Genomic DNA, 13,812 nt, shown 5'->3' on the forward strand with positions numbered 1-13,812 from the left:
TATTTAAAAATTCTCCAAATTTATCCAATCATTAGATTCTATGAAAGTTATTAGTCAAAAAAGAGGATATAGATGGTATTTCCATATATTCTAATCTTTGATTAAAAATGTACTTATTTTATTCACCAAGTGAATTGATACGTTAACACACCTCATGGCAAAATTCACCAAATAAAATATTATAAAATATTATCAGGTTGACTACTATTTGTCTATTGGGATGAGTTTTTTGATTGTGTTTTCAATATATTATTGTAGATTATCGGGATTATCTTGAGCATCTGGCGCATCAAGGATTACTCGTGTTCCTCTCATCCCTCCCCCAGGAAGGTCGATAAATTCCTCATTTAACCAACGTGCGTCTTCAATAAACATGCGTACACAACCGTGGCTGGCTCTGTATCCTGGAACTTCATAACTTCCATGCAGGGCATAACCTCTGAAAAAATGCATACAATAAGGCATCAGAGCACCACCGTGTTCGCCATTTGCTCTTCTTGGGAAAACAGTAGAAACACAATCAATATCTTGCTTGCGAATAATGCGAAATGATCCTGTAGGTGTAGAACAGCCTCCTATAACTTTACATTTGCCAACGCCTGATGATATTGGTCCCCACCAAAGCAATTCACCATCTTCATCATAAGCACCCCATGCCAATTTTTTTTGACTGACATAGATTGTTTTTTCACCACTTGGTTCAATATATCTTGGAAAAGGTGAGACGTCGTAGATGGTTAAGCGCTCTATATTTTTGGGAACGGCAATAATCATCCCAGGTTTGAGCCGAATATTCATACGATTAATTCGTCTGACAATATCTTGTTCTTCGATGTTAGGGAAAAGTCTATCCCAAGTGTCACCGCTTTTTATTTTCATGCAAAAATATTCAGGCAAATTGCAAAGAGTTTCTCCATATCGTTTTTGTGCCTGTACTGACTGCATGCTAAACAAGAGACAAATTATTATTAGTGATGATTTAAATATATTCATGGTGAAATCAATTTATTCATCATAACCTGTTTGGCGGCATATAATGGAAAAACTTTATATTTCAATTCGATAAATCTTTACAAATTTACCAAGATTAGAATCCTATTCTTTGTTCCCAAAGTGTACAAAATTTCATACAGGACTTCTAAATGGCTCCCATATCTTATTGATATTTAGAAACCTAAAACTATTTAAATTGGGAGGATGAGAATAGATGTCACAGGGGCAATCATTTTCTTATTATCAGCAAAGTCAAGAAAGCTCCTATTTTTGTTGCTATCAAGTTGTAAAAAGCAAACGCTAAATTATGAAGGCGCATTTCAAATATTAAATTTCTTTATCAGTATTGGAATTAATTGATTGCCAGGCTTGATGCACTTCAGCTAATAACATATTAGACTGAGCTAATAAATCTTCATCATTTTTTAAATTGGCTTTTAAAAGGATTTGTTGAATATAATCATATAACTGGAGTAAATTTTCGGCAATCTCACCACCTTTATCATGATTGAGACTCATTTTTAAACCTTCAATGATACTAATGGCCTTGCCAATGTGTTCTCCTTTTTCTTTAATTTGGTTACGCTGTATATTACCCTGAGCAGTAGCAATGTGTGATCTGGCTCCTTGAAGTAACAAATCTATAAGCTCATGTGGAGAGGCTGTTTCTATTCGAGTTTGTAGCTCTATGGTTTTGTATTGGCTGGAAATTTGTGAATATAGGTTTTTCATTCTCATTACCTCCTATTATTTCAATTTTAATTGGGGTAAATTGGCTAATTGTTGGGATAGAAAAACACTAGTGTTTTGTAGCTGGCTTAGCAAAGTGTCCAGAGCAGTGAATTGTTTTAAGTAGCGAGTTTCAATTGATTTACGTCTGATATCGATTTCATTCTGTATTTTAGTCAGCTGTTTAACCTGATTGTTGAGTTGGTCTTTTCTTTGATTCAAGTCGCCTTTCGTTTCAATATAAGTATCTAGCAACGAACTCAACTGGATTGCAATACCATCTGTAACAGTTATTTGTCCACGGGCTCCGGCAGATCCGGAAAATACGTTAATCGACAGACCACTCAAATAACCACTTCCTGTCAATGTAATACCATCAGATGATGTGGCGGATAAACCTCCTATCGTTCCCGACATGCTGACTCCAGGAGTGAATTCAGTCAATACCACATCATAGGTACCTGATTTTACAGTTGAATTGATAGATTTGATGTTTATGCCATTATCATTAGCTTTCGCGGTCTTTGCAAATAATGCGCCTATTTCTTTATAGTGATTATCGAGTACAGTTTTATACTTGTCTTGCTTGATTTCCAGTAACCCTTGCTTATTGGTGATTATTCCCAAATCAGCCAATGAGCGGATTGGGCCGTTTTGGTTAGCTAAAGGGGTAGTTGCCCACTTGTTTAAATTGAGTTTTAAATTGCGAAATTGTGGGTCGCCCTGAAATACTCCTCCTTGTTTGGTTTCACTGTTATAACCAGTTAAATTAGTTAAAAAAGTCATGGTATCATTGTATTGTTTTATGAATTCGTTGATTAAGCCAGTGAGTTGATCTTTGTTATCATCGATAGTTAAAGTAATAATTTTCCCAATCTCCGCTTTTTTTAAATCGATGGTGACGCCAGTTATTGCCTCATTCAATTGATTAGAACTTTGAACTAAAGTTAAACCATTAATTTTGACAGTACTATTTTGTGCCGCTACTGTTTCAGTTAATGAATTCACTCCCGTGGTAGGATCATAATTCAATGAGGTAACCCCTCCACTAATTTTCATGGCATAGTTTTCACCAGTTTGTGAAGAAGTAATGGTTAGTCTGGAGCCCTGGCTATCTTGAACTATGCTGGCTGTTATTCCTGAGTTAGTATTATTAATGGCATCTCGTACCGCAACAAGGCTATCATTTCCAGGAGCAATGGTTATGTTGACTGAAGTAGCCGAAGGGTTAGGTGTAAAAGTGGTTTTATCGTTGTTATAGGTTCCAAAATCTATTGTTATTGTTCCGCTCCCGGTATTCGTCATGTATGAACTTGCTAGGCTGTGTTGCTGGGCCAGTTTTTGTGTTTCAATTTGATAAGTATTTTTAGTCGCACTAGCTCCCAGAGTAACGGAAAAATAATTTGGATCACTAATGGTTGATTTCATAGTGTAAAGTTGACTGAGATTAGAAAGCTTGGTTAACGAAGCTTGTAAGTTAGTTAAATAATTTTTTAATTGGCCGAGTGCTGACAACTCTGTATTGACACTATTTAACTGTTTATCATGACGCACTTGTGATGGAGTTATTTCTGCGGTCACTATCGCATCGACAAGGGTTTTTACATCAAGCCCTGACCCTACGCCTGGTGAAGAGAGTTCCATAGAGTATCCCTTTTCTATGTTGTTATTATTTCAGTTAAATTTTTAATAAATATTTCAAATTATTAAACGTGCTTATCTATAGAACCACTAATAATATCATCAAGCAAGCTTAGTAATTGCAAATACTCATCAGAAGGCATTTTACGCAATACTTTATCTGATATTTTCTCTGTTATTATAGTTTGAAGCAAACCCGTTGCTTTATCCAGCGCCTGTTTTGTTTCGGCATCCAAAGCGGAATCATAAACCATATTTTTGATTTCTGGCCTAGAGGCTTCCTCAACTATCTTTATCTGATCGGTTTGAGCAGCCTTATTGACTGGTGGTACAGGTTCAATACTCATTTTTCATACTCCTTCTTATACCCATTAACCGGGGTATAAAGAAATCGAAGTGCAGCGAGCGCTGCACTTCGATTGTGACATCCTATCGACCTAACAACGATAATACAGATTGTGGTAAGCTATTAGCTTGTGCCAACATTGCTGTACCTGCTTGTTGCAGGATTTGGTTTTTGGTTAAACTAGCCATTTCAGCAGCGTAATCAGCATCTTGAATACGGCTTCTTGCAGCTGATAAGTTGTCTGAAACGTTTTGCAGGTTGGCTATAGTAGATTCAAAGCGGTTTTGCAAAGCACCCATATTAGCCCGATTAGAGTTTACGCTATTGAGTGCTGCGTCAATTCTCTTAATCGCTGTTTGAGCGCCTGCCACTGTACTTACATCCAGTGAATCCACACCTACTGTATCTTTAGAGATATTGGCACTTAAGCCAACGTTGGCGACAGTACCACCGATCGCGATAGTATCAACGGCACTGATTGATAAAGTACCGCGCAGCGCACCATCAAAGGCGCCACCAGTCACGGTTAAACCGTCAGTACCAGCGGTAAAACCTGTACCGCTTTCTGTTACCGTAATGTTTCTACCGTCAGCAGCAGTGAGTGTCATATTACCACCGTTAAGTGACGCAATAACTCCGGTTTGGTTACTGACGCCATTGATAGCATCTCGAAGATCGGAGTTAGTCAATGCTGTTGCTACGTTAAGGTTAGTGTATATAGCAACACCGTTAATGGTTAAGTTATAAGTATCACCGGCAGTTCCACCGATTGCGCCAACTGCTTGTGTGCCACTGGTAGAAGCGGTAACTGATAGTCCTCCTATTCCAGCATCGTTGATAGCGGCTGCTTTGGCATAGGCAGATGTAGCATCTTGCCCATTTAGTGATCCGGTAAAATTAGCAGAAGAATTAATGCTGGTGGCCGCTCCTCCTCCAATTGCGATAGTAATATCTGTTGCTGCAGCACCAGCAACTTCTGTTCCTGTAGCTGTGGCAATACCTCCAATAGAAGAGGCTTTTATGCTGCCGATACTGAAGTTGATTGTTTGGTTTGAATTCGCTCCAACCTGGAAGCTTGCGCCAGAGAAAGAACCGTCAAGAATTCTTTGGCCATTGAATTCAGTATTTTGAGCAATACGTTCTAACTCACTTTTTAATTGTGATATTTCGCTTTGGATTGAAGCGCGGTCAGATGAGTTATTGGTTGAGTTGGCAGCTTGAACTGAAAGTTCGCGCATACGTTGTAATATATTAGTTGTTTCCTGCATCGCTCCTTCAGCAACCTGAGCCAAAGAGATGCCATCGTTGGCATTTCTAACTGCTTGATTCATCCCGCGAATTTGTGCAGTCATACGTTGAGAAATGGCCAGTCCAGCCGCATCATCTTTGGCACTGTTAATCCTTAATCCCGATGATAAACGCTGGATCGATGTTTGCATCATGTTGCCCGAAACACCCAAATTGCGTTGGGCTGTAAGCGAAGCCACATTCGTGTTAATTACTTGAGCCATAATTTTAGTCTCCTCAGACCTGAATCCCTGGTATGGGACATTTGTAATTCAGTAAACTCGATTTATTATTGTGAATTTACTGTACCCGATTTAGTTATCGGAAATAGTGAGAAAAACTTTAGAGCCGAATGCGTTTTTTTGAAAAATTGCAAAAAATTATTGAATAAAATGAGGGTGTTAAATAAATAGAAAGATCGATAGTACTATAAACAATGTCTCTAAAATCATTTGGATAAACCGGAGTATTTTAAAGAGCAATAAGGGTTTCCAGCTAGATTGCGTTCTAATTGTCAAGCCAATTTAGTAAAATATCTTATTTTCCTATGTGGAGTTCACGTCCAATATAGGCATTTCAGATTATTTTTTTCTGTGTATAATAATCCGATTTGATAATATCTAGGTTCTAATTTATGAGCTGGCTTAAAAAACTGTTACCATCAAGAATAAGGACAGAGACCTCTCAAAAGAAGGGGGTTCCAGAAGGTTTATGGGTTAAATGTTCTGGTTGTAATGAGGTACTTTACAGTACCGAGTTAGCAAAAAATTTTATGGTTTGCCCATCTTGTAATTTTCATCATCGCATTTCTGCGCGCTTGAGAATTGCCCAATTTCTAGATGACTCAGGGCAGGAAGAAGTGGCCGCTGGGCTGGAGCCCCAAGACAGATTAAAATTCAGGGATTCCAAAAAATATAAGGATAGAATTTCTCAGGCGCAAAAAGCGACAGGAGAGAAAGAAGCATTAATTGTTGTTAAAGGTTCTTTAATGCAACAACCGGTGGTTGTCAGTGCCTTTGAGTTTAACTTTATGGGTGGCTCCATGGGAGCGACAGTTGGAGAAAAATTTGTAAGGGCAGTGAATGTTGCTGCAACAGAAAAGCGACCATATATTTGTTTTACGGCCAGTGGCGGTGCTCGTATGCAGGAGGGATTATTTTCTTTAATGCAGATGGCTAAAACATCAGCAGCGTTAGCAAAATTTGCTGAAACTGGACTGCCTTTTATTGTCGTGTTAACCGATCCAACGATGGGTGGCGTATCAGCGAGTTTTGGTAGTCTTGGTGATATAATCATCGCTGAACCCAATGCTTTAATTGGTTTTGCTGGGCCAAGAGTCATTGAGCAAACGGTAAGACAAACCTTACCAGAAGGTTTTCAGCGAAGTGAGTTTTTACTGGAACATGGGCATATTGATATGATAGTTGAGCGTAAACATCTCAGAGCAACTATATCCGAATTGGTTTCCAAATTGACTCATAAAGGAGCGGAGAGTTTTTTTGCGCACACCATGGAGTGAATGGGATTTAAATCACTGGTTGACTCACCTGGAAACCAGAAATACCCAGGAAATACAGCTTGGTTTGACGAGGGTTTTGACTGTAGCACAGAAATTAAATTTGCATCGACCAAATTGCAAGGTAATCACTGTTGCAGGAACAAATGGTAAAGGTTCTACAGTCACAGCACTTGAAACCATCTATCATCAATCGGGTTTTCGGGTCGGCTCTTATACTTCACCTCATCTTCTTGTGTTTAATGAACGAATTCGAATTAATCTAACACCAATTCAAGATAAGGATTTATGTAAGGCTTTTTCTGTTATTGAAGAAGTACGTCATCCTACCAATTTAACCTATTTTGAAATGGCAACTCTTGCCGCCTTATGGTATTTCAAACAACATGATCTGGATATCATAATTCTTGAAGTAGGCCTGGGCGGGCGACTGGATGCTACAAACATTGTTGATACTGATTTAGCGATTATCACTACTATCGACTTTGATCATCAGAGCTTTCTGGGTGAAACACTTGAATTGATAGGGTATGAGAAAGCCGGGATACTAAGGAAAAATAAACCTTTTATCTACGCAGATCTCTCTCCACCAAAAAGTATCATTGAGGTTGCGACTCAACTGGGAACATCATCCTATTTATATGGTAAAGACTATTTTTATCAGGAAGAAGCCAACCAATGGTGGCTTACTTGTCTGGGTGAGCACTTTGATCAATTGGCCAAGCCAAAAATTCAACTTCGGTCGGCAGCAGCAGCTATAATGGCTTGTCATTTATTGCGAAATGATTTGCCTGTATCCTATGATAGCCTGGAGAAGGCGATGGCGCTCATTTATATCCCAGGGCGATTGCAATTACAAAAAGGAAAGACTAATATTTTGTACGATGTATCTCATAATCCGCAGTCAGTTCGATTACTTGCAGATACTGTAAAAAAAATCAATACAAAAGGACAAGTTCATGCAGTTTTCTCTGCTTTAAAGGACAAGGATCTTTATGGATTGATTATGCCTTTAAAGGATTGTGTTAATCGATGGTATCCTGCACAATTACATAATAAGCGTGCGGTAAGTCAAGAGAAATTGCTTTCTATATTCAGGGAAGCAGAAATTTTTGCAGAAGTTTGTTATAATGACCCACTTACAGCGTTTAAAATGGCATTAAAGCAGGCGTCAGAGGAAGATTTAATTATTGTTTATGGTTCATTTTTTACGGTTAGTCATGTAATGGCTGCCCAACATAATCTTTTGGAGCAGAAGGAGAATCAATGAAACTGATAATGGATGAGAAAGTTAAACATCGCTTGGTAGGCTTGGCCGTTATTATTTCATTGGGGGCGATTTTTGCTCCTGCATTAATAAAAAAATCTAACCAAAACCCTGAAAGTAATTTTAGTGTTAATGTGAAATTACCACCAAAGCCATTGCCTCCTGATGTAGTGATTACCGATGAAAAGGAAGTCTTTAAAACTATAAAAGTAGCGAAAGCAGAAATACCACCAATTCCTGTTGAAAAACAATCAAAAAGCTTGGTAAAAGCCGAATCCATCACCACTGAAGAAGATGACCTCAGCAGAACATCTAAAATCGCGAAACTTGAAGCGGAAAGAGAGAATTCAATTAAATCAGAGCCAATTAAATTAGCAGTAAATAAAGCGGCGAATGCTACGGCAAAGAAAGTGATAACGCTAGCCGCAGCAAAACCACCTGTAAAAGTATCCCCAGTTGTTACAGCAAAGGTTAATACTAACAAAAAGGGTGGCCAAGTTGTTGCTGCCAGCAAACCTGTGCTTAAACGAGATATTTATGCTGTTCAGTTGGCTTCATTTACGCAAATAGCCAATGCTCAGGCTTTAGTTAATCGATTACGCAGTAAAGGCTATAAGGCCAACTATCTTAAGTCTAATAGCAGGAGTGGGGTGGTTTATAAAGTAGTTGTTGGTCATTCACCTGTCAAAAAAGATATAATTAAACTAAAAACTCAATTAGCTAGCGCCATGCAGTTAAATGGCTTTGTTGTGAATACTGGAGTTAGTTAGTTATGCAACTACAATGGGTTGATATAGCAATTGTTGCAATTATCGCTTTATCAGTATTGACCGGCTTGTTTCGTGGCTTTGTAAAGGAACTTGTTGCATTATGCGTATGGGTATTAGCTATTTGGCTAGGTTTTAATTATTCACAAAGCCTGGATCCTTGGTTAAGTTCTTATATACAGGAACAATCAGTACGAACAGTCATTGGATTTATTATTATTCTTTTTGCCACCCTCTTTGTCGGCGGAGTGGTGAATGCAATACTCAGTTTTATCCTAAAACGAGCTGGGTTAAGTGGCACTGATCGAACTTTAGGAATGGGTTTTGGCTTTTTACGCGGAGTTTTTATCGTTGCCCTGATTATGGTTGCAGTCAAAATGACTTCTTTGCCTTATCAGGAGTATTCACAAAAATCCAAACTTTACGCGCGATTTGATCCTGTTGTAGCTTTATTGTATAGCCATTTGCCTGAATTTATAAAGCAGGTTAAATCTGTTGATAAAACGGAAAACATCATTGATACAGTGCCTGCTTCTTAATGTAATTGTACACCGATTCTGGCAAGTCATTCTTCACATCTTTATGCTGCTTTAATTGTTCTCTGATTCTGGTTGAAGCTATATCATAGCGCCCTGCATTATATAAGCAAATAACACCAGCGTGATGATTTAGTAGTATATTTTTATCATCATTTCTATACTGGTTAAGAAGGGTTTGCACTGATTCTGCTAAAGGTTGCTGTGAGAACTCTTCCCTGTTAATAACCAGCAAATTGGCCAGAGATATTATTTTTTCCCATTGGTACCACTGCGGTAAATTTAAAAATGCATCGAATCCAATAATCAGAGTTAAGGATGAGTTGGGATATTCCAATCTGAAACTTTGCAAAGTGTATATCATATAGGAAGGGGTATCTCGCTCTAGCTCTCGGGTATCTATTTTAAAATATGGATAAGGTTTGAGCGCCAGATTTAGCATTTCGACTCTTTGTTCACTGCTGGCACAGGAAGGAGCTTTGAGTGTTGGGTTTTTACAAGGTAGAAAATAATAGGAATCAAAGCCAAAATTAGCTTGAATTGCCAAGCTGGTCTTGATATGGCCATTATGTACAGGGTCAAATGTTCCACCAAATATTGCTATACTATGCATGCATCACCTAATAATTGCCCTAAACATAAGGAAAGAGAAATGTTCTCTAAAGCATTCCATACTTGATTATTTGAGTTGGATTTGATTCTATCATCAATAGATTGGCAATAGTGATGTAGTTGTTGTAAAAGCAGGATATTTAATCGTTTAATGGCGGATTGATAATAATGAACTCTTTGATTCCAAATTTTTAATTGGCTGGATGCTGTCTTGATATCTATCTTTTGTTGCATTAAAAATAATAATTGTAATAGCGTTCTTATTTCTTGAGTAAGCATCCACAATACTAATGTAATTTCTGTTTTATTATTGGCTGCTTGCCTTAAAATATGAATTGCTTTATCACTATGACCAAGAAGACATGAATCAATCAGTTCAAAAAGAGAGAAATCACATTGATCTGATAAATGTTCAAGGGCCAGGTAAGGAGTAATTAGGCTGCCAGGTGTATTGCTCAAAGCAATTTTTTCAATTACCTGAGCAGTAGCTAGCATATTTCCTTTTGTGTATTGATAAATTAATTCAGGAACATATGGATCAAAAGAGATAGTATTTAATTTTAATTGTTCATTAATCCATCTCTTCATTGCGTCTGAGGTAAGTGGTTGTGCAATGACAACCAGTGTTTGTTCATCATTTGTTAACCACTGAAGTTGCTTTGCAGTGAGATTAGGGGCTCTGATGATAATATAATTATGAGAATTTACTGATTTGAGATAGTCACCAAGAATTTTTTTCCCTGCTGCATCTATCGTTTTTTTATCATAGAAAATGGTTAGAATCACTGTTGGATAAAACAGAGAGTAATTATTTGCCTCCTCCAGAACGACATGCCATTCTTCTGGTGATTGAATGGATAGAATTTTCTCATCGCACTCAGATGATTTTTTAAGCATTGATTTTATGTTATTGAGTGCTTCATCAATAAGATAATGTTCTTGCCCAATCAGGATGTTAAGCGGATATATTTTTTTTTTTAAAAGCTGAGTAAGAGCTTGTTGATTTATTTGCATATTATGGTCGGTTTAAACGATTAATGATTTGAATAACGGCATCTCGTCTCATTTCGCTGACTAAAAGAGCTTGTTCTTCATTTGACCCTAATATCCTGTCATTATTGACGGTGAGTTGACGGCTCACATTGATTTTTCTGGGTGTTTTAATAATTTGTCCCTTGGGGGTCTGCAACATAAACTCAATCGTTAAGATTAATTGATATTGTCTCGGATTAGTACTTGCACCAATGCTGACAATTTGCTGTTGTAAACGAGAGCTATTAATAATTAACCAGTATTTTGCGAGAGATGGATCAGAATTGACATCAATTTTATAGCCTTCCAGCTGAGATTTGAGTATAGAAACCAGTTCTTTATTTCCATCCCTGGAAACAATAGCTACGTTGTCAAGCCATTCAGGGACATCAATTGCCCCACGTAAATGAAAACCACAACCAGTTAGCAGCCAAATGAGTACAAGAGATGTTAAATACTTGTAGATCTGAGTCATTCTTCGTTTAACCTCTCATATTCGCAATTACAGGTAAGGTCACCTATGATTTGAGAAATTTTGTAAAATATTTAGAGATTGCTGGAGTGATCTATACATTTTTAACCAATGACCAAGTTGATTAGTTGTCTATGTGGGACAATAATTGCCTTTTTAATGGTATGGTTTACTATAAAGTTGTGAGCATGTTCCTTAGCTGCAGCAATTAACTCTTCTTCAGTAGCATCAGTACTTGCAGTAAATTGAGCTCTGAGCTTTCCATTAACCTGTACAACATAATCTACTTCATCAGTTTTTAGAGCACTTTTATCTACCCTTGGCCAAGGCGCATCTATTATTGCTTTATCAAACCCTAATTGCTGCCAAAGACAATGACAAATATGTGGAGTGATTGGAGCGAGTAGCCTTAGCAATATACTAATGCTTGAGTGTATAAAAAATTTATCATTTTCAGTTTCAATGGAATAATCAGATATTTCATTAAATAACTTCATACAACCAGAAACAACCGTGTTAAATTGATTCCGGTCATAGTCATGAGTTGCCTGAGCAAGTATTTGATGCACAATATGACGTGATTTTTTTAAGCGAGATTCTGCTTCTTTCCAATCGACATGACCATTTCCACTTAAAATACTATCATTAATGTCAATGAGCATGTCTCTATGCTGATGAGAAAAAGCCCAAACTCGTTTTAGAAAACGGTGCGCACCTTCGACGCCAGAATCTGACCATTCCAGTGATTGCTCGGGAGGGGATGCAAACATGACAAATAAGCGAGCGGTATCAGCTCCGTAGGTATTGATAAGATGGTTTGGATCAACCACATTACCTAATGATTTTGACATTTTATGTCCGTCTTTTAAAACCATACCCTGAGTTAATAAAGCTTTAAAAGGTTCATCGGAATTGACTAATCCTTCATCACGCATCAATTTATGAAAAAAACGAGCATACAGCAGATGCATCACAGCATGTTCAATTCCACCAATATATTGGTCTACTGGTGTCCAATATTTAGCTCGGTCATCAAGCATGGCATTTTCCTGACCTTTGCAAGCAAAGCGAGCATAGTACCATGAGGATTCAACAAAGGTATCAAACGTATCCGTTTCTCGGGTTGCATCCTGACCACATTTTGGACATGTTACATTAACAAATTCTTTGCAATGCGCAAGTGGTGAGCCGGTACCGGTAAAATCAACATTTTCTGGTAGAACAACAGGTAATTCTTCATCAGGGACTGGAACAATACCGCATTGTTCACAGATTATCATGGGGATAGGAGTTCCCCAATATCTTTGTCTGGAAACGCCCCAATCTCTTAAACGATAATTAATAGTAGCTTTGCCAGCATCATTTTCTTCCAGAAAGTTTGTGATAGCTTGAATCGCTTTGGTAGAGGGTAGATTATCAAACTGATCCGAGTTAATCAGTACACCTTCTTCAGTATAAGCTGATTGATTAAAATCATGCTCAATGTCTACAGGTTTGATTACTTGCTTGACAGGTAATTGGTATTTTTGTGCAAATTCCCAATCGCGCTGATCATGCGCAGGAACTGCCATGACTGCGCCAGAACCATATTGCATTAAAACAAAATTAGCTACCCATATGGGCAACTCTTTACCTGTTATAGGATGGATTGCAACCATTCCAGTATCAATCCCTCTTTTTTCCATAGTTGCCAGTTCTGCTTCAGCCATTTTAATTCCCTGACAACTATCGAGGAATTCCTGAACCTTTTTATTGTTGGAAGCAGCTTCTTTTGCTAATGGATGATCTGTTGCTACAGCAAGATAGGTTGCTCCCATCAACGTATCTGGGCGGGTAGTGTAAATTTTCAATCGTTTAGGATAATTATTTACATTGAAATAAATTTCTGTGCCTATGGATTTCCCAATCCAATTGCGTTGCATTTGTTTTACTTGCGCAGGCCATTCATCCAGGCTATCTAAAGAACTTAAAAGCTCATCAGCATAGGAGGTAATTTTAATAAACCACTGAGAAATTTCCTTGCGCTCAACCAACGCACCTGAACGCCACCCACGACCGTCAACTACCTGTTCATTAGCCAGTACTGTTTGATCAACAGGATCCCAGTTTACAACGGCGTTCTTCTTATAAACTAAGCCTTTTTCAAATAAACGAATAAAAAACCATTGCTCCCAGCGATAATATTCGGGGTCGCAGGTAGCAATTTCTCTTTTCCAGTCATAAGCATTTCCCAGACGTAGAAATTGTTCTTTCATGGCGGCAATATTTTTCCTGGTCCATTCTGCAGGAGGAATTTTATTCTTGATAGCGGCATTTTCGGCAGGCAATCCAAAAGCATCCCAGCCTATGGGTTGCAAGACATTTTTTCCCAATGCCCGCTGATATCGGGCTATGACATCACCGAGAGTGTAGTTTCTCACATGCCCCATATGCAACGTGCCACTGGGATAGGGAAACATGGATAAGCAATAAAACTTCTCTTTGTTTAAATCTTCAGTAACATTAAATGATTGCTTCTTATGCCAATATTGTTGTGCTTGTTCTTCAACTTCTTGGGGGTTATAGGTATTATCCATAGGCCAATAAATTTAATAACACGGAACTGCTAAGGATA

13 protein-coding genes are annotated in these 13,812 nt (G+C 38.0%); 4 read left to right on the forward strand and 9 right to left on the reverse strand.

Annotation, left to right across the window (positions count from 1 at the left end):
• Positions 1–249 precede the first annotated feature (249 nt).
• The 5 genes from EL201_RS06805 to EL201_RS06825 form a co-directional block, all read right to left on the reverse strand.
• Positions 250–993: a L,D-transpeptidase gene (locus EL201_RS06805; protein WP_027221522.1), complete on the reverse strand. Its 744-nt coding sequence runs from the start codon at positions 991–993 to the stop codon at positions 250–252.
• A 327-nt stretch (positions 994–1,320) separates the two neighbouring features.
• Positions 1,321–1,731 carry a flagellar export chaperone FliS gene (gene fliS / locus EL201_RS06810; RefSeq protein WP_027221523.1) on the reverse strand — a complete coding sequence of 137 codons (411 nt, stop codon included), beginning with the start codon at positions 1,729–1,731 and terminating at the stop codon, positions 1,321–1,323.
• 9 nt (positions 1,732–1,740) lie between these two features.
• On the reverse strand, positions 1,741–3,366 hold the full coding sequence (fliD, locus tag EL201_RS06815) for a flagellar filament capping protein FliD (protein ID WP_027221524.1): 1,626 nt from the start codon (positions 3,364–3,366) through the stop codon (positions 1,741–1,743).
• A gap of 62 nt (positions 3,367–3,428) precedes the next feature.
• Complete coding sequence (locus tag EL201_RS06820; RefSeq protein WP_027221525.1) at positions 3,429–3,710, reverse strand: hypothetical protein; 282 nt, start codon at positions 3,708–3,710, stop codon at positions 3,429–3,431.
• A gap of 82 nt (positions 3,711–3,792) precedes the next feature.
• Positions 3,793–5,220 (reverse strand): flagellin N-terminal helical domain-containing protein, encoded by a 1,428-nt coding sequence (locus EL201_RS06825; protein WP_027221526.1) that lies wholly within the window; start codon positions 5,218–5,220, stop codon positions 3,793–3,795.
• A gap of 410 nt (positions 5,221–5,630) precedes the next feature.
• Between EL201_RS06825 and accD the strand changes: the two genes are divergently transcribed.
• Genes accD through EL201_RS06845 form a run of 4 tightly spaced genes read left to right on the forward strand, consistent with a single transcriptional unit; the run spans position 5,631 to position 9,085 of the window.
• Positions 5,631–6,515 (forward strand): acetyl-CoA carboxylase, carboxyltransferase subunit beta, encoded by an 885-nt coding sequence (gene accD, locus EL201_RS06830; protein WP_027221527.1) that lies wholly within the window; start codon positions 5,631–5,633, stop codon positions 6,513–6,515.
• The gene (folC, locus tag EL201_RS06835; protein WP_027221528.1) at positions 6,496–7,782 is read left to right on the forward strand and encodes a bifunctional tetrahydrofolate synthase/dihydrofolate synthase; all 1,287 of its coding nucleotides are present in this window, start codon (positions 6,496–6,498) and stop codon (positions 7,780–7,782) included. The genes accD and folC overlap by 20 nt, the downstream gene beginning before the upstream one ends.
• Positions 7,779–8,549 (forward strand): SPOR domain-containing protein, encoded by a 771-nt coding sequence (locus EL201_RS06840; protein ID WP_027221529.1) that lies wholly within the window; start codon positions 7,779–7,781, stop codon positions 8,547–8,549. Before folC ends, EL201_RS06840 begins: the two co-directional genes overlap by 4 nt.
• 2 nt (positions 8,550–8,551) lie before the next feature.
• Positions 8,552–9,085 (forward strand): CvpA family protein, encoded by a 534-nt coding sequence (locus EL201_RS06845; RefSeq protein ID WP_027221530.1) that lies wholly within the window; start codon positions 8,552–8,554, stop codon positions 9,083–9,085.
• Here the strand turns inward: EL201_RS06845 and nadD are convergent.
• The 4 genes from nadD to leuS form a co-directional block, all read right to left on the reverse strand.
• On the reverse strand, positions 9,060–9,695 hold the full coding sequence (nadD, locus tag EL201_RS06850; RefSeq protein WP_027221531.1) for a nicotinate-nucleotide adenylyltransferase: 636 nt from the start codon (positions 9,693–9,695) through the stop codon (positions 9,060–9,062). The two genes, EL201_RS06845 and nadD, sit on opposite strands and share 26 nt — an antisense overlap.
• Positions 9,683–10,708 (reverse strand): DNA polymerase III subunit delta, encoded by a 1,026-nt coding sequence (gene holA / locus EL201_RS06855; RefSeq protein WP_027221532.1) that lies wholly within the window; start codon positions 10,706–10,708, stop codon positions 9,683–9,685. Before holA ends, nadD begins: the two co-directional genes overlap by 13 nt.
• Before the next feature lies 1 nt (position 10,709).
• Positions 10,710–11,201 carry an LPS-assembly lipoprotein LptE gene (locus EL201_RS06860; RefSeq protein WP_027221533.1) on the reverse strand — a complete coding sequence of 164 codons (492 nt, stop codon included), beginning with the start codon at positions 11,199–11,201 and terminating at the stop codon, positions 10,710–10,712.
• A gap of 101 nt (positions 11,202–11,302) precedes the next feature.
• Entirely contained in the window at positions 11,303–13,774 is a 2,472-nt protein-coding gene (gene leuS / locus EL201_RS06865) for a leucine--tRNA ligase (RefSeq protein WP_027221534.1), read from the reverse strand.
• Positions 13,775–13,812: the final 38 nt, after the last annotated feature.

It is taken from the genome of Legionella pneumophila subsp. pascullei (genome assembly GCF_900637585.1).
GTDB classification, from domain to species: domain Bacteria; phylum Pseudomonadota; class Gammaproteobacteria; order Legionellales; family Legionellaceae; genus Legionella; species Legionella pascullei.